The 19348-nt window shown below is 66.6% G+C and carries 14 protein-coding genes; 8 read left to right on the top strand and 6 right to left on the bottom strand.

Features of this window, described 5'->3' with window-relative positions; genetic code table 11:
* Positions 1-72: 72 nt before the first annotated feature.
* A complete protein-coding gene (locus tag KUL97_RS11185) occupies positions 73-1113 on the top strand; it encodes an LCP family protein (protein ID WP_217797046.1) in 1041 nt (346 codons plus the stop codon).
* A gap of 15 nt (positions 1114-1128) precedes the next feature.
* Here the strand turns inward: KUL97_RS11185 and KUL97_RS11180 are convergent, their stop codons facing one another.
* From KUL97_RS11180 to KUL97_RS11170, 3 genes are all read right to left on the bottom strand, one after another.
* The gene (locus tag KUL97_RS11180) at positions 1129-3249 is read right to left on the bottom strand and encodes an HAD family hydrolase (RefSeq protein WP_217797045.1); all 2121 of its coding nucleotides are present in this window, start codon (positions 3247-3249) and stop codon (positions 1129-1131) included.
* A 114-nt stretch (positions 3250-3363) separates the two neighbouring features.
* A complete protein-coding gene (gene uvrB, locus KUL97_RS11175) occupies positions 3364-5373 on the bottom strand; it encodes an excinuclease ABC subunit UvrB (protein ID WP_217797044.1) in 2010 nt (669 codons plus the stop codon).
* A 130-nt stretch (positions 5374-5503) separates the two neighbouring features.
* Complete coding sequence (locus KUL97_RS11170; protein ID WP_217797043.1) at positions 5504-6274, bottom strand: DUF561 domain-containing protein; 771 nt, start codon at positions 6272-6274, stop codon at positions 5504-5506.
* A gap of 40 nt (positions 6275-6314) precedes the next feature.
* Between KUL97_RS11170 and tilS the strand changes: the two genes are divergently transcribed.
* Positions 6315-7310: a tRNA lysidine(34) synthetase TilS gene (tilS, locus tag KUL97_RS11165; protein ID WP_254896425.1), complete on the top strand. Its 996-nt coding sequence runs from the start codon at positions 6315-6317 to the stop codon at positions 7308-7310.
* 24 nt (positions 7311-7334) lie between these two features.
* Complete coding sequence (locus KUL97_RS11160; protein ID WP_217797042.1) at positions 7335-8801, top strand: hypothetical protein; 1467 nt, start codon at positions 7335-7337, stop codon at positions 8799-8801.
* Between the two features lie 21 nt (positions 8802-8822).
* On the opposite strand, the gene KUL97_RS11155 is transcribed toward KUL97_RS11160, so the two are convergent.
* From KUL97_RS11155 to KUL97_RS11145, 3 genes are all read right to left on the bottom strand, one after another.
* On the bottom strand, positions 8823-10802 hold the full coding sequence (locus tag KUL97_RS11155) for a ribonuclease J (RefSeq protein ID WP_217797041.1): 1980 nt from the start codon (positions 10800-10802) through the stop codon (positions 8823-8825).
* Positions 10803-10888: 86 nt separating this feature from the next.
* Positions 10889-11809: a 4-hydroxy-tetrahydrodipicolinate synthase gene (gene dapA / locus KUL97_RS11150; protein WP_217797040.1), complete on the bottom strand. Its 921-nt coding sequence runs from the start codon at positions 11807-11809 to the stop codon at positions 10889-10891.
* A gap of 2 nt (positions 11810-11811) precedes the next feature.
* Positions 11812-12888, bottom strand: coding sequence for an aspartate-semialdehyde dehydrogenase (locus KUL97_RS11145; RefSeq protein ID WP_217797039.1), 1077 nt, complete (start codon positions 12886-12888; stop codon positions 11812-11814).
* Between the two features lie 264 nt (positions 12889-13152).
* On the opposite strand from KUL97_RS11145, the gene tig reads away from it, so the two are divergent.
* The 5 genes from tig (at position 13153) to KUL97_RS11120 (ending at position 19338) form a co-directional block, all read left to right on the top strand.
* Positions 13153-14589, top strand: coding sequence for a trigger factor (tig, locus tag KUL97_RS11140; protein ID WP_217797038.1), 1437 nt, complete (start codon positions 13153-13155; stop codon positions 14587-14589).
* A gap of 38 nt (positions 14590-14627) precedes the next feature.
* A complete protein-coding gene (clpP, locus tag KUL97_RS11135) occupies positions 14628-15320 on the top strand; it encodes an ATP-dependent Clp endopeptidase proteolytic subunit ClpP (protein ID WP_217797037.1) in 693 nt (230 codons plus the stop codon).
* Positions 15321-15423: 103 nt separating this feature from the next.
* Positions 15424-16776 carry an ATP-dependent protease ATP-binding subunit ClpX gene (clpX, locus tag KUL97_RS11130; RefSeq protein ID WP_217797036.1) on the top strand — a complete coding sequence of 451 codons (1353 nt, stop codon included), beginning with the start codon at positions 15424-15426 and terminating at the stop codon, positions 16774-16776.
* 12 nt (positions 16777-16788) lie between these two features.
* The gene (locus tag KUL97_RS11125) at positions 16789-17460 is read left to right on the top strand and encodes a lecithin retinol acyltransferase family protein (RefSeq protein ID WP_217797035.1); all 672 of its coding nucleotides are present in this window, start codon (positions 16789-16791) and stop codon (positions 17458-17460) included.
* A 9-nt stretch (positions 17461-17469) separates the two neighbouring features.
* The gene (locus tag KUL97_RS11120) at positions 17470-19338 is read left to right on the top strand and encodes a DNA polymerase III subunit gamma/tau (RefSeq protein ID WP_217797034.1); all 1869 of its coding nucleotides are present in this window, start codon (positions 17470-17472) and stop codon (positions 19336-19338) included.
* Positions 19339-19348: the final 10 nt, after the last annotated feature.

Raw genomic sequence — 19348 nt, 5'->3', positions numbered from 1 at the left:
CTGGGCGAGAGGCCCAGATGCCTCTGGCCACAAGGGAAGACGCGCGATACGGTGCGGCCACGCACACCGTCCATGTCGCAGGCTCAGCCCAATCCCGCTCCCCGTCGCCGCGATGCCCGCGGGCGGCTGAAGCCTGTGGAGCAGCAGCAGCGCCAGGGCCGGCGCGGCGCGGCGCCCTCCCGCGACAAGGCCACGGTCACGCCGCTGGACCAGCGGCGGCGCCCTAAAAACGCCAAACCAGCGAAAAGCGGCCTGCCGCGGCTGCCTCTATTCCTCGCCGGCATCGGCCTGGGCTACGGCCTCAATGGCCCGCTCCCTCACCTCGCCACCGGCCTGGTGGCGGGCCTGCATCACCCCAGCAACGTGATCGGTTCGCTGGTGGCACCGGCCGGCATGGGCGACCGGCGCATCGTGGTGCTGGGCACCGACCACGTGAGCACCAACACCGACGTGATGTTCACCGTGCAGCTGCGCGATGGCCGGACTGAGCTCACCCAGGTGCCGCGCGACACCTTCATCGAATCCGACCGCTACGGCGTGATGAAGGCCAACGCGCTGTACAGCAGCGGCGGGCCCGACATGGTGAAGCAGGAGCTGAGCAAACTGCTCTCCGCCAAGGTGGATCGCTACCTGGTGCTCAACCTCAATGCCGTGCAGCGCCTGGCGGATGCCATCGGCGGGGTGGACGTGGATGTGCCGAAGCGGATGTACTACGTGGACAACAGCCAGGGGCTGTACATCGATCTCTATCCCGGCCAGCAACTGCTCAAGGGCGAAGCCCTGGAAGGCTTCCTGCGCTTCCGCCACGACGAGCTCGGCGACATCGGCCGGATGGAGCGCCAGAAGCTGGTGCTCAAAGAGGTGTTCAAGAAGCTGGCCAATCCCGCCATGGCCACCCGCCTGCCGGAGCTGATGAGCATCGCCGGCAAAGACGTGCTAACCGACCTCTCGCCGGTGGATATGGGCGCTCTGGTGAGCGCGATGGCCTCCACCAAGCTCAGCTCCAGCCGCTTGGAAGGCACTCCCTACTGGCATGAAGACATCAGCTACTGGCTCCCGGATGCCAACCCGCATCGTGAGCTGTACCGCAGCCAGGAGCAACCGCCCCTCTAAGGCCCGGGCCGCACGTCAGCGCCGCAGGAAGCGGTAGTGATCCAGGCCCTCCAGCACCCCCCAAGCCTGGCGGCGTGAGGCGAAGAACACCTTCGAGCGGCGGCGCAGATCGTCGAGCGAGCGGTCGTGATCGCCCACCACCACCCCGAGGGCGCGGCCATTGAGCAGCTCACCATCACCCTGCTGCGAAGCCACCACCATCACCTGCTCCAGCGGCAGCCCCCAGCTCAAGCTCAGGTGACGAATCGCCTCGGCCTTGGAGGCCCGCAGCGGCAACACATCAAGGAACCAGTGGTGGAACAGATGGGCGCGGGCTTCAAATCGCCCCTGGCGCAGGCGCTGACGCACCATTTCCAGCACCCCGGCCGGAGGCGGCTGAAGGGTGTAGCTGAGCTTGAAGGGCCCCTGCTGCGCCTCCGGCTGGGGCATAAGGCGCGGGGCGAGATCCGCCAGGGCCTGCTCCACGGCGTCGCGCTGCCAGCCCTGGGCGATCTGCTCACGCCAGGCCAGATCCGCGACCCCCTCAGGGCCATAGAGGATCTCGGCACCGGCCTCAAGAATCCACACCTGCGGCGCCGGCAGATGCAGCTCGTGGTAGCGAAGGCTGGCTGAGGGGAAGCTGCGGCCGCTGATCATGCCGATGCCGCAGCTGGCATCGGCCGCCAGGCGACGGCGCAGCTCCTGCAACCCCGCTGGATCGGGTGCATCGAGGCACACATCCAGATCCAGCAACAGCAAGCGCTTCACCGGCGCGGTGGGCGCAACCGGCACCACCGGTTGCGGCCGCTGCTGCTGCACCTCCTGACAACGGCGCTGGGCCAGGCCGAGATAGGCGCACACATGGGCATCCCAGCTGAAATTGCGGCTCACCGCCTCGATGCCGTTGTCCCGCCAGCGGCGCCAGCGTTGGGGGTCGGCGGCAGCGGCTTCGAGGGCCTGCTGCAGGTCATCGAGATCGGTGACATCCACCAACTGGCCGTTGGTGCAGCGCTGCAGGATGTCGCGCGGCCCGCCGTCATCGGTGGCCACCAGCGGCAGGCCGCAGGCCGCAGCTTCCAAGAGGGTGAGCCCGAAGGGTTCCGTGAGGGCAGGGTTCACAAACACGCCACCTCGCCGGGCCGCCCAGCGATAGATCGCGGGGATGTCATCGCCGCGGTGTTGCTTCGGATAGGCCACTCGCCCATAGAGATCGAAGCGATCCACCAACTCAAAGATCTGCTGGAACTGATCGCGCTGCTGCTTCTCCATGGCGCGGGGATCCTCCCGGCAGCCCAGCACGAGCACCAGGTTGTGGCGCTCCTGTAGCAGGGCCGAGCGACCAAAGGCCTCCACCAGGGCAGGCACGTTCTTGCGGCGCACAGCCCGGCAGATGCACAGCAGCGGCGGCTTGGCCGGATCCCGCAAAAACGGCCGCATCAGCTCCGCCACCGCCTGCTCCTCACCCGGCAGCGGCTGGGGATGGAAACGCCTCGCATCCACCCCCGGCGGCACCACCACCGCTCGCTCAGGCACAAAGCGGTCGTAGCGGCTGTATTGCTGCTCGGCCTCCTGTTGCGTGCTGGTGATCACCAGGGCCGCCTGGGCCAGGGTGCGCTCCTCCGCATCAATCCGGCGGCTGATCGCATAGGTGTGCTCGATCTGATCGTGCGCCATGCCGCCGGCCAGCAGGCGGCGCTGCTTCTCTCGGCCCAGGGAATGCCCCGTGAACAGCAAGGGAATGCCCAGTCGCTGCGACACCAGGGCCCCCACATAACCGGCATCGGCGTAGTGGGCATGAATCCAGTCGGGACGACGCTCCTGCGCGGCGATGTGGGCCACCACGGCATCCGCCAACTCATCGAGATGGGGCCAGAGCAACTCCTTACGCAGATAGCGGCGCGGCCCGCAGGGCAGGCGCACGATGCAGGCTCCGCCGCCCAACTCTTCACGGGGCTCGGCGTAGTCGGGAGACACCCGCTTGTCGTGGATCAGCCTGGTGACCACCTCAACGCGATCCACCTCCGGCCGGGCAGCCAGGCCACGCATCAACTCCAGTACGTAGGTGGTCTGCCCACCGGTATCCGCATCACGCCCCAATTCCAGGTCGTGCCCACGAAACAGACCGTGCAGATGCAGATGAAGCAGATAGAAACCCATCCGGATCTGCTGCGATTAGCTCAGCTTTAGCCGAACTTTCAAGAGCAGACAGCGAGAAATACGGAAAAGATCCCGAATTCATGCACAAATGCTGACGTAAACGAATTAATGAATTCAGACCTTGCCCACCAGCTTCTGGCGCAGGCCCTTAATGCGGTCGCGCAGGTTGGCGGCTTCCTCAAAGTCGAGATTCTTGGCCGCGTTCTTCATCTTTTCTTCCAACTGTTGAATCAACTCCGGCAGAGCATCGAGGGGCACTTCGTTGTGCTCGGCCTGCTCGGTGGCCTGCTCGAGCTGCTCATCGTTGAGCCGGCGCGACACCTCGAGGAACGCCAGGATCGAGTTGCCGGCCCGCTTACCCGCCGGGGTGGGTGTGATCCCGTGCTTCTCGTTGTAGGTCTGCTGAATGGCCCGGCGACGCTCCGTTTCCGTGATCGCCTTGTCCATGCTGTCGGTGAGGTTGTCGGCGTAGAGCAGAGCCACCCCCTCCACGTGGCGCGCCGCCCGGCCAATGGTCTGGATCAGGGAGCGCTCCGCCCGCAGGAACCCTTCCTTATCGGCATCGAGGATCGCCACCAGCGACACCTCCGGCAAATCGAGGCCCTCCCGCAGCAGGTTCACACCCACGAGCACGTCGTATTCGCCGTTGCGGAGGTCTTGGATGATTTCGATCCGCTCGATCGAGTGGATCTCGGAGTGCAGGTAGCGCACCCGTACGCCGTTCTCCGCCAGGTAGTCGGTGAGGTCCTCAGCCATGCGCTTGGTGAGGGTGGTCACCAGCACCCGCTCCTGCTTGTCGGCCCGGATCCGGATCTCACCGAGCAGATCATCCACCTGGCCCTCAGTGGGGCGCACCTCCACGATCGGATCAAGCACGCCGGTGGGGCGGATCACCTGCTCCACCACCTGGCCATCGCTCTGGCGCATCTCCCAGTCGCCCGGGGTGGCGCTCACAAAAATGGTCTGGCGCGCCTTCTCCCAGAACTCCTCGCCTTTGAGCGGGCGGTTGTCGGCGGCGGAGGGCAGGCGGAAGCCGTGCTCAATCAGCACCTGCTTGCGTGACTGATCGCCGTTGTACATCGCCTGCAGCTGACTGCAGGTGACGTGGCTCTCATCCACCACCAGCAACCAATCCTTCGGGAAGTAGTCGATCAGGCATTCCGGTGGTGTGCCCGCAGCGCGGCCGGCCAGATGGCGGGCGTAGTTCTCCACGCCGTTGCAGTAGCCCACCTGCTCCAGCATCTCCAGGTCGTAGGTGGTGCGCTGCTCCAGCCGCTGAGCTTCCAGGAGGCGGCCCTGCTCATTGAGCACATCAAGGCGCTCGCGCAGCTCGCTGCGGATCGCCTTGATCGCATCCTCCAGCCGCTCCTTCGGCGTCACGAAGTGCTTGGCGGGATAGATGTTGATGCTCTCGAGGCTCTGCAGAATCTCGCCAGTGGTGGGGTCCACGTAGCGGATTGCCTCCACCTCGTCGCCGAACAGCTCGATCCGCACGAGGCGGTCTTCATAAGCCGGGCCGATCTCCAGCACATCCCCGCGCACGCGGAAGCGGCCGCGGGAGATCTCCAGGTCGTTGCGGGAATACTGGTTGTTCACCAGCTCCCGCAGGGAGCCGCGCAGATTCAGGGTTTCACCCACCTCAAACTTCACCGCTGCCTTGAGGTATTCACTGGGAATCCCCAGGCCATAGATGCAGCTGATCGAGGCCACCACAATCACATCGCGCCGCTCAAACAACGACCGGGTCGCCGAGTGACGCAGCATGTCGATCTCTTCGTTGATCGAAGCCGTTTTGGCGATATACGTGTCGGAGACGGGCACATACGCCTCCGGCTGGTAGTAGTCGTAGTAGGAGATGAAATATTCAACGGCGTTGTTGGGAAAGAATTCCCGCAGCTCGTTGCACAGCTGGGCCGCCAGAGTCTTGTTGTGCGCCAGCACCAGCGCCGGTCGGCCCGTCTGGGCGATCACATTGGCGATGGTGAAGGTCTTGCCGGTGCCCGTGGCCCCCAGCAGCGTCTGATAGCGCTCGCCGCCCTCCACGCCGGCCACCAGGCCCTTGATCGCCTCGGGCTGATCACCCTTGGGGCTGTAGGGAGCGTGCAGCTGGTAGGGGTTGGCCATCGGGCCATTCTCGGGCAGTCAGCCCAGCGGCGTGGTGTTCATGGGCAACGCCGCCGGCAGCAAAAACCCACCACCACGTGCGGAATCCCCGCAACGTGGTGGAGGGTTTGGAGTTGAACCGCCGCAGCGTTCAGACAGCCGCGCTGACGGCAGTGCCGAGGGCCTCGCGCAGACCGCGCACCACGGCCACCATCGCCAGCTGGTCGTTCAGCTTGTTCACGGCCGAACCCACACCCACGCCGGCGGCACCGGCAGCGATCGCCATCGGCACGGTGACCGACGACAGACCGGAGGCGCAAAGCACGGGCACGCCCTGCTCAGCGGCGAGCAGGGAACGGCTGATGCTGTGGGCAGCGGCCAGGGTGGGGGCTGCCTTTTCGATCAGGCCGAGGCTGCCGGCACTGAAAGGCTTGGCGCTGGTGCCGCCTTCGGTCTGGATGATGTCGGCACCGGCGGCCACCAGATCCACGGCCAGCTGTTCCTGCTGATCGAGGGGCAGCACGTGGGGCACGGTCACGCTCAGCACCACCTCGGGCAGCAGCTCGCGAGTGCGGCGGGTGATCGCCAGCACTTCGGCGGCGTCGAAGATGCGGCCGAGGGGATAGAAGGCGTCGTAGTTGCCAATCTCCACCATGGCGGCACCGGCAGCCACCGCGGCGGGGAACAGCTCAGGATCCACAGCGCTCACGCAGATCGGCAGGCCGCTCACCTCAGCAGCCAGCTGCACCAGAGCCGGATCGCAGGCCACATCGATCAGATCAGCACCGCCCATGCCGGCGGCGCGGCTGATGCGCTCCACACTGGCGGCATCGAAGTTGGTGAGGCCGGCGATCACCTTGAGGGCGCGGCGCTCCACCAGAGCCGTACGAAGCGAAGCGGGCAGCTGGGCGAGACGCGACATACCAGTGCAGACAGAGTGGAGCGATTCTCCCACGCAGCATTTGGCGCAACCCTGGAGCCGCCACCACCTGCGCTTGCACCGCTGGCTGTTGCAGCGTCCGGAGCTGCTGCCCGATGGAGCCCGCCTGTTGCTGGCGGTGTCGGGCGGGCAGGATTCGATGGCGCTGGTGGGGCTGCTGCGGGATCTGCAGCGACTGCATCACTGGCAACTACAGCTCTGGCACGGCGACCACCGGCTGCGGGCCGACTCCAGCCGGCAGGCCAGCGAACTAAGCCAATGGGCACACCAGCAGGGGCTGCCGCTGCAGATCGAGGTGTGGCCAGAGCCGCAACCCGCTGAGGCCGCCGCTCGCGCCTGGCGCTACAGCGCCCTGGAGGCCGCCGCTCGCCGCAGCGGCGCGAGCCATGTGGTGACGGGTCATACAGCCAGCGACCGCGCCGAAACCCTGCTGCTGCAGCTGGCCCGCGGCAGCCACCGCCGCGGCTTGGCCAGCCTGCGACCGCAGCGTGCCCTGGCGACGGATCTCACCCTGGTGCGCCCGCTGCTGCTGTTCAGCCGCCAAGAAACGGAACAGATCCGCGAGCAGCTCGGCCTCCCGCTCTGGCTGGACACCAGCAACCAAGAGCCCCGGTACAGCCGCAACCGCCTGCGCCAGGAGGTGTTGCCGGTGCTGGAGCACCTGCACCCCGGCGCCAGCCGACGCATCAGCGGCGTGGCTGAACGACTGGCCCAAGAACAGCAGAGCCAGGACGAACTGTTGGACCTGGCTCTGGCCGGGCTCCGGGCGGATCAACCGGCACCGGAGGGGGCCCTACAGCGGCGCGCACTCCTGGCCCTGAAAGCCGCGAATCAACGTCAACTGCTGCAGCACTGGCTGAGCCTTCAGGGCATCAGCCCCCTGCCGGCGGAGCACCTGCAAGCCCTGCTGCGCCGCCTCGAGCCCGCGCACGGACCTGGCCGCCAGGCGCTCACGGGAGGACTCCAGTTGCACTGGGATCGTCAACACCTGTGGCTGAGCCACCGCAACCGGCCCTAAACAGGGGGCCAACCGTGCAACCCCATGCCCAGCCCGGAGGAGCAGGCCTACAGCGCCGTGGAGCGGGCCTACGGCCAGGGAGATTTCGCGCGGGCTCTGGAGCTGGCCCTGGCCCTGCAACCGCAGCTCCCTCCAAACCGCCCCGACCAACTGGATCAACGCCTGCAGCTGCTGATCGGCCATATCCATCTCTATGGCCTGGCCCAGCCCCGCGAGGCGGCAGCGGCTTACCAGGCGGTGCTAACGAGCTGCTCAGAACCCAATTACCGCCAGCTGGCCGAACAGAGCCTGGAGCTCTGCGCGCCAACCGATCAAGCCGAACCATCGAGTCCAGAACCCGAAACCCAAGCCAGCAGCGCGAGCGCAACGGCGGCTGATCTCCCCGCCACCCCTTGGCTGAGCCAACTGCAGGATCCTCAGCAAGCCCTCACTCAGATCCAAGCGGCGTGGGCCACAGCGGAACCGGCCACCCAACCGATCGCGCCGGTACTGCCGGAGGCGCCGGAACCTCCCGCCACTCCTTGGGCAACCAGCAACGACACCAGCCTTGACGCGGCGGATGTAGCCGCAAGCCCCGAACCCTCGGAACACTCCCCGGAGCCCGAGCCACCGCCGGACACCACACCCCCTCCGCCCGAGCCTCCCCTCGATCCAGCACTGCAAGACGCACCCCGCAGCGAAAGCGCTCGCAGCGCGCTCGAACGCGGCCTGCTGCTGGTGCGGCTCTCCAGCCGAGCCGAATCAGGCAACCCCACCCCGCAAGACGCGGCACCGGCCGTTGCCCAGGGGGCCAGCGACCAACCCAGCACAACCACAGCCACCGTTCACGTGACCGCCCCGAGCCTGGGTGCGGCCTGGACCCTGTTCAAACGCCACTGGCGCAGCTATCTGATCCTGGAAGGGCTGGTGGTGCTGGCAGCCCTGGCGGGCGCCCTGCTGCAGCTGATAGGGAATGGCTTGCAGGGACTGGCCAACATCAACCCTCTGCTGGCCGTGCTGCCGGCCATCGCGCTGGCCGTCGGCGCCATCGCCCTCAACCTCTGGTCGAACCTGCTCGGAGTGAGCCTGCAGATGCTGCCGGCCCTCGCGTTCCACACCGGCAGCCATCCCAGCGCCGGCGACATGCTGCAGCTGCTGCGCCGCGATGTCTGGCGCTACGTGAGGGCCGGCGTGGTGGTGGGGCTGGCCACCGCGGCCGGACTGCTGCTGCTGATCGTGCCTGGCGTGCTCGTGGCGATCGCCACTCCGGTGGTGATCCGGCGGGTCGTCTGTCAGCAGGAAGCAGCCGCGCCGGCGTTGATCGCGGCGGTGAAAGAGGTGGGCTCGAGCCCAGCTGGAGCCGGGCTGCTCAAGTGGCAGCTGGTGGCCGGGCTGCTGATCCTGGGCTCAGTGCTGCTGTGCGGCCTGCCTCTGCTGATCACCGTGCCCTTAGGGGCAATCCTGATCCAGCAGTATCTGGCCTACAGCGGTCTGGGTTCGGCCCGAGAGTGATCTCAAGCCGAACCCCATGGATCAGCCAGCGGCCGCCGAACGGCGGCGGCGGGTGCGGCCGCTGATTTCGGGCTCTTCCGTGCGCGCCGGGGTGGCCACAGCGGCCGGAGCGGCAGCAGCAGGCGCAGAGGCCGGAGCGGGAGCAGCGCCGACGGTGGCCAGCTCGCGGCGAGGCTGCTGGGAGCGCTCGCCACGGTCGGGGCGGCCACCATCACGACCGCCGCCGCGGCCGCCGCGGGGGGCAGGACGGGTATCCGGTTCAGCGTCAGCGCGACCCTTGTAGGCAGGGGTACCACCGGGGGCCGGCTGCACCAGGCAGATGATCAGCGGCTCCACCTGCAGCTCACGGCGCAGACGGCGCTGCAAACCGATCTCGATTTCGCGCTGCACGCCCATCCAATCCACATCGGGAGCCTTGCCGCCGCTGTTGCGCGACAGCTGCTGCCAGCGGTTCTCGAGCACCCAGGTGATCTCGCGCTCGGCCCAGAGGCTGAGCTTGCGAGGGTCCGCGGCGGTCACCACACCGCGCAGATTCACCCGCGGCGGCGCAGCCATCACGCCATCGGTGCTGATCACCGCCAGCATTGTGATCACACCGTCGTCGGCCAGTTGCTGACGCTCTTTGAGCACGCGAGCATCGACGATGCCGTTGCGGGAAGCATCGAGCAGCTCGATGCCGGCCTTCACCGGTTCACCTTTGTTGATCGAATCAGGGGTGAGTTCGACCACATCACCGTTGTCGATGATCAGGATGTTCTCGGCCGGAACGCCCATCGATTGAGCGGTCTTGCTGTGGCACACGAGCATGCGGTGCTCGCCGTGCACGGGAACGAAATACTTCGGCTTGGTGAGCGCCAGCATCAGCTTCTGGTCTTCCTGGAAACCGTGACCAGACACGTGAATGCCTTCGCCCTTGCCATAGACAACCTTGGCGCCGAGCATCATCAGCCGGTCGATGGTGTTCACCACCGAGATCGTGTTGCCCGGGATCGGGCTGGCGGAGAAGATGATTGTGTCGGAGGTCTTCACCTGCACCTGCGGGTGTTCACCGCGGGAGATACGGCTCAGAGCGGCCAAGGGCTCACCTTGGCTGCCGGTCATCAGCAGCAGGGTTTCGCGATCGGGCAGGTCACGGATCTGCTTGATCGGCACAAACAGATCATCCGGGGCGCGCATGTAGCCCAACTCACGCGCCTTGGCGATCACGTTGAGCATGGAGCGGCCGAGCAGGCCCACCTTGCGGCCATTCTTGAGCGCCAGCTCCAGGATCATCGCCACGCGGTGAATCGAACTGGCAAAGGTGGTGATGATCACCCGGCCATCCGCCTGGGAGATGTGGCGGTCCAGGCAGGGAAACACCGAACGCTCCGGGGGGCAGAAGCCCGGCACTTCGGAGTTGGTGGAGTCGCTGAACAGACACAGCACACCCTGTTCGCCGTAGTGGGCGAGGCGGGCCATGTCGAAGGTTTCACCGTCGACGGGGGTGTGATCAAACTTGAAATCACCGGTGAAGATCACGGTGCCCACCGGAGTGGTGATGGCCAGCGAGAAGCTGTCGGCCATCGAGTGGGTGTTGCGGATGAACTCCACGGAGAAGTGCTGACCCACCTTCACCACATCGCGAGGAGCGACGGTTTGAAGGATGGTGCGATCCATCACACCGGCTTCTTCCATCTTTCCGGTGAGCATCGCCAGCGCCAGGCGCGGCCCATGAATCACAGGGATGTTGAAGTTCTTGAGGTGGTGGGCAATGCCACCGATGTGATCTTCGTGACCGTGGGTCACGATCATGCCGCGGATGCGCTTCTGGTTTTCCTTCAGATAGCTGGTATCAGGCATCACGACGTTCACGCCGTGCATGCCGTCGCTGGGGAATGCCAGGCCGGCATCCACCAACATGATGTCGTCGCCGTATTCAAAAACGCAGGTGTTCTTACCGATCTCGTGAAGGCCACCCAGGGGGATGACACGCAGACAGGGTTGTTTGGCTTGGTTCGTCATTCAGAAAAGGGGGTCCGGCGCAGCCGGAATCAGAACGGAAACATCGAGGGAGCAAACGCCGTAGCGCGCTCAGGTAGGCCTTGGCGTCAGGTGGGACGCAGGGCTGCCATCACGGAGGAGAGTCGGTCGCGCACGTCGTTCGAGGCGGAAACAAGAGGAAGCCTTGGGGCACCCACGGGCCAGCCGCTGAGTTCCAGCGCAGCTTTCACGGGGATGGGATTGGTGGTGGAGAACATCGCCTTGCAGAGCGGCAGCAGCTGTTCATGCAGCGCCAGGGCCGTGCGGTGATCACCGGCCAGGAAGGCCTGCACCATCTGTTGGATCTGATCGCCAGCCACATGGCTGGCCACGCTCACCACACCCACGGCGCCCACCGCCAACATCGGCAGCAGCAGGGCGTCGTCGCCGCTGTAGATGGCCAGGCGCTCACCGCAGAGGGCGCGCAGCGCACTCACTTCTTCCGTGGTGCCACTGGCGGCCTTGAAGCTCACCACGTTGGGAAGATCCATCAGCCGGGCTGTGGTCTCCGGCGTGATGCTGCAGCCGGTACGACCAGGAATGTTGTAGAGCATCAGCGGCAGCTGAGGAGCCGCTGCGGCCACAGCCCGGAAATGGGCTTCAAGGCCGTCCTGAGGTGGCTTGTTGTAGTAGGGCACGACCACCAGGGCACCGTCGGCGCCAAGGGCAGCCGCCTCCGCAATGGCCTCCACGGCCTCAGCGGTGCAATTGCTGCCGGTACCGGCCAGCAGGCTGGCGCGATCCCCCACGGCGCTCTTCACCGCCGAGAAGAACTGATGCTGCTCATCCCAGCTGAGGGTGGGCGACTCGCCCGTGGTGCCGCAGAGCACCAGGCCATCGGAGCCATGCTCCACCAGGTGGCTGGCCAGCCGTGCCGCCAGGTCGAGATCAACGGAGCCATCGGCAGCGAAGGGGGTCACCATCGCTGTGAGCACCCGCCCGAAGGGCGCAGGTGAGGCGGCGCCAGGTTGGAGCACAGAAGCCGCCATGCTCAAGCCACCGCCCCTGCCGTCGCCGCACCGGCGGCCGCGGCCGCTGCGGGATCCAGCAACAGCTCGGCGATTTGAATGGCATTGAGGGCAGCGCCCTTGCGGATCTGATCACCGCAGAGCCAGATCTCAAGCGCATTGGGCTCGCTGAGGTCCTGGCGGATCCGGCCCACGGCCACCGCATCGCGGCCGGTCACATCCGTGGGCATCGGGAAACGGTTGGCGCTGAAGTCTTCAATCAGCTCCACGCCAGGGGCCGCGGCCAGCAGGGTCCGAGCCTCCTCCACCGGGAACGGCTCCTCAAACTCGATGTTGATCGCTTCGGAATGGGCCCGCAGCACCGGCACCCGCACACAAGTGGCCGACACGCGCAGATCGGGCAGTCCCATGATCTTGCGGGTTTCATTGAGCATCTTCAGCTCCTCCTCGCAATAGCCGTTGTCCTGAAGCGGCGAGTTGTGGAGAAACAGATTGAACGCCAGGGAATAGGGCAGCACACTGCTTTCGGGCGTGCCGCCATCAAGCACGGTGCGGCTGAGGCTGGCCAACTCCTCCATGGCCCGGGCGCCGGCGCCACTGGCGGATTGATAGGTGCTCACCACCACCCTGCGCAGCGGCCGCTTCGCCGCCAGTGGCGCCAGGGCCAGCGTCATCAGGATTGTGGTGCAGTTGGGGTTGGCGATCACACCGTTGTGGGCAAAGGCGGCGCGGGGATTCACCTCGGGCACCACCAGCGGCACCGCCGCATCCATGCGGAAGGCGCTGGAGTTATCGATCACCACGGCACCCGCGGCGGCAGCCACCGGAGCCCACTGCTTCGACACCGAGCCACCGGCCGACGCCAACACCACATCAACGCCGTGGAACGCATCAGCGCTCACAGGCTCGATCGTGAGGGTCTGACCGTTCCACTCCACGGTCTGACCAGCCGAACGAGGCGAGGCCAACAACGTGAGCCGCCCCACCGGGAACTGACGCTCGGCCAACAGCAGCAACAGCTCCTGACCTACGGCACCGCTGGCACCGAGAACGGCGACATGCAGAGGGCGCTGAGGCAGGGGGCGAATGGAGCTGGTCAAGGGAGATTCAGGAGCGTGGTTCAGGTGCAGAGATGTCGCTGAAACAAGAAGAACGTGGAGCCGGAGCAACCCAATCAGGCGCGTGCCACAGGGCGGTTGCCGTCTGCCAAATGCTGTGCGGAAGCCCGTCGGGCTTTCGCTAAGGGATCTTCAGGTCGCTGTTCTTGCTGCCAACAATACGTGCCCAACGCAGGGCTGGCGACTCAGCCTGAGGGGCTGTCACACGTCAGTTCCTAGGATCGTGGGCTGCCTAGACGCTGATCCATGAGTCCTGCCGCCGCCAAAGCCAGCCAATCCGAGCTCAAGGTGAGCACCAGCCCTCGCCCCGGCAGCCGAATGGCGGTGGAGATCGGTGTTCCCGCAGGCCTCACCCAAACCAGCCATGAGCAGGCTGTGGAGAAGCTGAGCCGCACCATCAAGCTGCCCGGCTTCCGCAAAGGCAAGGTGCCCCGCGCCGTGCTGGTGCAGCAGATCGGCGCTGCCCGGATCCGGGCCACCGCCCTCGAAGAGCTGGTGGACAGCGTGTTCCGCAATGCCCTCAAGCAGGCCGAGATCCCCGCGATCGGCCAGCCCAGCGTGGATGGCGGCTTTGAAGCGCTGCTCGAGCGTTTTGAACCCGGCAAGGAGCTGAGCCTCACCCTTGAGATGGATGTGGAACCCACCCCCAGCCTCAAGAGCACCAAGGGCCTCAAGGCCGAAGCCGAAGCCGTGAGCTTCGATGCTGCCCGCGTGGATGAGCTGATCGAACAATCCCGCCGTCAGCTGGCCACCCTGGTGCCGGTGGAGAAGCGCGCCGCCGAAAGCGGTGATGTGGCCGTGATCAACTTCAGCGGCACCTATGTCGATAACGGCGAAGCCATCAGCGGCGGCAGCGCTGATGCGATGGAAGTGGAGCTGGAAGACGGCCGCATGATCCCCGGCTTCGTGGAGGGCATCCTTGGCATGAAGCCCGGCGACAGCAAAACCGTGGCTTGCCAGTTCCCTGAGGAGTACCCCCAGGAGGACGCCGCCGGTCGCAAGGCCAGCTTTGAGATCACCCTCACCGAGCTGAAAACCCGCGAGCTGCCCGCCCTCGACGACGCCTTCGCCCAGCAGGCCAGCGACAAGCAGACCCTGGCGGAACTGCGCGCCGATCTGGAGGAGCGCCTCAAGGACGACGCCGAGCGCCGCAACGAATCGAACCGCCACGACGCACTGCTGGCGGCCCTGGTGGAGCAGCTCGAGGTGGAACTGCCCGAAACCCTCGTGCAGGAGGAGATCATCTCGCTGCTCGAGCAGACCGCCGGTCAGCTCGCCCAGCAAGGGATGGACGTGAAGAAGCTGTTCACCCCGCAGCTGATCCAGAGCCTGCGCGAAACCTCCCGCCCCGAGGCCGAAGAGCGCCTCAAGCGGAGCCTGGCCCTCAAGGCCCTCGCCACCGCCGAGAAGATCGAGGTGGCCGCCGATGAGATCGAAGCCAAGGTGAAGGAGCTCAGCCGCGGCTTCAGCGACAACTCCCGCATCGATCCCGCCCGCCTGCGCCAGGCCGTGCAGGAAGACCTGATGCGCGAAAAGCTGATGGGTTGGCTGGAGAGCAACTCCACCATCACCGAGAAGGCCCCGGAAACCGAGGGCGACAAGCCCAAGAAGGCCGCTGCCAAGAAGAGCACCGCCAAGAAGGCCAAGGCTGAGGCCGACGCCGAGCCCGCTGCCGAAGCCTGATCCCCATAGATTGGCCGGACTGACAACAGTCCGGCCGCGTGATCAACGCCAGCACCCCCCATCCGATCCAGAACCGCTGGCTGGGCACCCGCCCGGAAGCCACCATCGCCATGGGCAGCGCAACAGCCCCGGTGGCGGCTCCGGGCGTGCTCCCCACGGTTGTGGAGCAATCGGGCCGAGGGGAGCGGGCCTTCGACATTTATTCGCGCCTGCTGCGCGAGCGCATCATCTTCCTGGGCACCGGCATCGACGACCAGGTCGCCGATGCGATGGTGGCCCAGCTGCTCTTCCTTGAGGCCGAAGATCCCGAGAAGGACATTCAGATCTACATCAACTCACCGGGGGGCTCGGTGACGTCCGGCCTGGCGATCTACGACACCATGCAGCAGGTGGCGCCGGATGTGGTGACCATCTGTTATGGCCTGGCCGCCTCCATGGGCGCCTTCCTCCTCTCCGGCGGCACCAAAGGCAAGCGGCTGGCTCTGCCGAATGCCCGGATCATGATCCACCAGCCCCTCGGCGGCGCCCAGGGTCAGGCGGTGGACATCGAGATCCAGGCCAAGGAGATCCTCTATCTCAAAGACACCCTCAACGGGTTGATGGCCGAGCACACCGGCCAGCCCCTCGAGAAGATCGCTGAAGACACCGACCGCGACTACTTCCTTTCCCCGGCGGAAGCGGTTCAATACGGACTGATCGACCGCGTCGTCACCGACGACGCCCCGGTTTGATCCTTAAGGACGGCTGACGAAACGCGGGATCCCGTTGATCCTGGTTTCGGGCCCCTGACCCGCCCCAGCCAGGACGCTCCCGCCGCACCGCCGCTTCTGCTCGATGCCCAAGTTCGATGCCCACCTGAAGTGCTCGTTCTGCGGCAAGTCGCAGGACCAGGTGCGCAAGCTGATCGCCGGGCCGGGCGTGTACATCTGCGACGAGTGCATCGACCTCTGCAACGAGATCCTGGATGAGGAACTCGTGGAGGGCCATGGCGGCGGCGCCCGCCAACCCGCCGAAGCCAAAGGCAAGGCACCGGCCAAGAAGAGCAGCAAGCCTGCCCCCACCCTCGCCGAGATCCCCAAACCGCGGGAGATCAAAGCCCACCTCGATGCCCAGGTGGTGGGGCAAGAGGAGGCCAAGAAGGTGCTCTCGGTGGCCGTCTACAACCACTACAAACGCCTGGCCTGGCAGGGCGATGGCAAGGGCGAGAGCAACGAAACCGCCACGCGCCTGCACAAGAGCAACATCATGCTGATCGGCCCCACGGGCTGCGGCAAAACACTCCTGGCCCAAACCCTGGCGGAGCTGCTGGATGTACCTTTCGCCGTGGCCGATGCCACCACCCTCACCGAAGCGGGTTACGTGGGCGAGGACGTGGAAAACATCCTGCTGCGGCTGCTGCAGAAAGCCGATCTGGATGTGGATCAGGCCCAGCGGGGCATCATCTACATCGACGAGATCGACAAGATCGCCCGCAAGAGCGAGAACCCCTCCATCACCCGCGATGTATCGGGCGAAGGGGTGCAGCAGGCACTGCTGAAGCTGCTGGAAGGCACCGTGGCCAACGTGCCTCCCCAGGGCGGCCGCAAGCACCCCTATCAAGACTGCATCCAGATCGACACCAGCCAGATCCTGTTCATCTGCGGCGGTGCGTTCGTGGGCCTAGAGGATGTGGTGCAACGGCGCATGGGCCGCAATTCCATCGGCTTCATCCCGGAGGCGGGCCGCGGCCGCAGCCGCCAGGCCAAGGATCAACAGGCCGCCCACGTACTGCGCCACCTGGAGCCCGACGACCTGGTGAAGTACGGCCTGATCCCCGAGTTCATCGGCCGCCTGCCGGTGAGCGCCGTGCTCGAACCGCTCGATAACCGCGCTCTCGAAGCGATCCTCACCGAACCGCGCGATGCCCTGGTGAAGCAGTTCCAGACGCTGCTGAGCATGGATGAGGTGCGCCTCGACTTTGAGCCCGGCGCCGTGGAGGCGATCGCCGCCGAAGCCCATCGCCGCAAAACCGGCGCCCGCGCCCTGCGGGGGATCGTGGAGGAGCTGATGCTCGATCTGATGTACGACCTGCCATCCGACAAGAGCACCAAGGCCTTCACCGTGACCCGCGAGCTGGTGGAGGAGCGCACAAAAGCCAAGGTGCTGCCTCTGCCAGGCAACGAAGCCGTGCAGCAGGAAACCGCCTGAGCGCGGGCGGCCATGGCCGTTGCTGATCACCTGCAGGTGCCGCGCCAGCACGGCCTGTTCAACCACCACGGCATCGATCTGGGCGACGGCACCGTGGCCCACTACCTCGAGGGGCGGGAGATCCTGCGCAGCCCCGTGGAGGAGTTCAGCCGCGGCCAGCCCCTGAGCGTGGTGGCCTACCCCGAGGGCAGCTGCTCGGCGCCGGGGGTGACCCTGCGCCGAGCCATGGGCCGCCTCGGGGAGCAGAACTACAACCTGCTGTTCAACAACTGCGAGCACTTCGCCCACTGGTGCAAAACCGGCCGGCACCGCAGCGAGCAAGTGGAGAACTGGCTGCACACCGGCAGCCTGGGGGCCCTGGCCCTCGGCCAGTTCATGCCGGCCGCCGTGCTCAGCGGCGCACGGATGCTGTTGCGGCAGGGTCTGCGGCTCAACGATGCGCAGCTCGAGCAGGGCAAGGCCCTCGCGCGGCGCAGCATCGAACAACTCGATGGCCTGCGGCTGAAGCTGCAGCAGCGGCTCGAGCTCGAACTCGCCAAGGCGGAGCAACGCTGGAGTCCGGGCGAGGCGCAGAGCCCAGGCTTTGAAACACTGCGGCTGGCCGCCCAGAAGCTGGCGGATCAGCTCAGCGAAGTGGAGGAACTGGAAGGCCGGCTGGAGCGCATGCTCGAGCACGGCCAGTAGCCTCCAGCCATGCCGGCTGCCTACCAACCCCTCCACCACAAGTACCGCCCGCAGCGCTTCGATCAGCTGGTGGGGCAGGAGGCGATCGCGGCCACCCTCGGCAATGCGCTGCGCTCAGGGCGGATCGCGCCGGCCTACCTCTTCAGCGGCCCACGCGGCACGGGCAAAACGTCGAGCGCCCGCATCCTGGCGCGCTCACTCAACTGCATCGGCTCCGATGGCCCCACGCCGGAGCCCTGCGGCACCTGTGAGCTCTGCACCTCGATCGCGAACGGCAACGCCCTCGATGTGATCGAGATCGACGCCGCCTCCAACACCGGCGTTGACAACATCCGCGAGCTGATCGAGCGCTCCCGCTTTGCGCCGGTGCAAGCCCGCTGGAAGGTGTATGTGGTGGACGAGTGCCACATGCTCTCCACGGCGGCCTTCAACGCCCTGCTCAAAACGCTGGAGGAGCCGCCGCCGCGGGTGGTGTTCGTGCTGGCCACCACCGACCCCCAGCGGGTGCTGCCCACGATCCTGAGCCGCTGCCAGCGCTTTGATTTCCGCCGCATTCCCCTCGATGCCCTGGAACGGCATCTGGGCTGGATTGCCGAGCAGGAGCAGATCGGCATCACCGCTGAAGCCCTGCATGTAGTGGCCCAGCGGGCCCAGGGCGGCCTACGCGACGCTGAAAGCCTTCTCGATCAGCTCAGCCTGCTGCCGCCGCCGGTGGAACCCCAGGCGGTGTGGGAGCTGCTGGGCGCGGTGCCCGAACAGGAACTGCTGCAGCTGGCGGAATCCCTGGCAGCCGGTGAACCCCTCGGGCTGATCGAAGCGATCCGCACCCTATTGGAGCGTGGCCGTGAACCCTCAGCGGTGCTGCAGGGGCTGGCCGGCTTGCTGCGGGATCTGGTGCTGGCGGGCGTGGCCCCCGACCGACTTGAACTCAGCAGCTTTTCGCCCCAGTTCCGCAGCGGCCTGCCCGATCTGGCACGGCGCATCGGCAAAGCGCCGCTGCTGCGTTGGCAGGCCCAACTGAAGGGCAGCGAACAGCAGCTGCGCCAGAGCGTGCAACCGCGCCTGTGGCTGGAGGTGCTGGTGCTGGGCCTGCTCGCCGAACCCCAACAAGCCCGCACCGCCGCCGCCGGACCAGCTCAAGCCCCAGCCCCAGCACCTGTGGCTGCACCGGCTCCCTCAGCACCGGTCGTTCCAATCCCGGCTGTCGCTGCTGCGCCAGCTCCCACCGCACCAGCGGCGCCGCCCGAACCAGAACCCGCCGCTCCCGCGCCAGCCGCGCCCTCAGCCGGCACCGATTTGGTGGAGCTCTGGCAACAGATCCTGGCGGGCCTGGAGCTGCCCTCCACGCGCATGTTGCTCTCGCAGCAGGCCGTGTTGGCCCGCCTGGATCAACAGCGCGCGGTGGTGCAGGTGGCCGGCAACTGGATGGCCATGGTGCAAAGCCGCTTGCCCCTGCTGGAGAAGGCGGTGGCCTCAGCCCTGGGCAGCCCCCGCCAGGTCATGCTCGAAGCCGGCGGTGCACCGCCACCGCCGCAGGCCCCAGCAGCACCAGCGCAGGCCCCGATCGCAGCAGCTCCACCACAGCCTGTCGCCGTAGCAAGTTCCCCAGCGCCCGAGCCCCCGCGTGCTGCCGCAGCCGAGCCCCAGCGCGCCGCTGCGCCAGCTCCGGTGGCAGAGCCGCCCCAACCCGTAGCGCCACCGGCCGAACCAACGCCAGCGGCAGCACCACCACCGGTCGCCACCACACCCCAGGCACAACCAGCCCTGATCGACGATCAGGCCAAGCGCCTCGCCGACTTCTTCAACGGCGAAGTGGTGCAGCTCGATGGCCCCTTACCCGAGCTCGACGACAGCAACGGCAGCAGCCAGGCGGCCTGATCCCGATTAG

This window comes from Synechococcus sp. HK05 (assembly GCF_019104765.1).
In the GTDB taxonomy this organism is placed as follows: Bacteria; Cyanobacteriota; Cyanobacteriia; order PCC-6307; family Cyanobiaceae; genus Vulcanococcus.
Note: the sequence above shows the minus strand (reverse complement) of the source record. Positions and strands in the feature narration are given on the sequence as shown.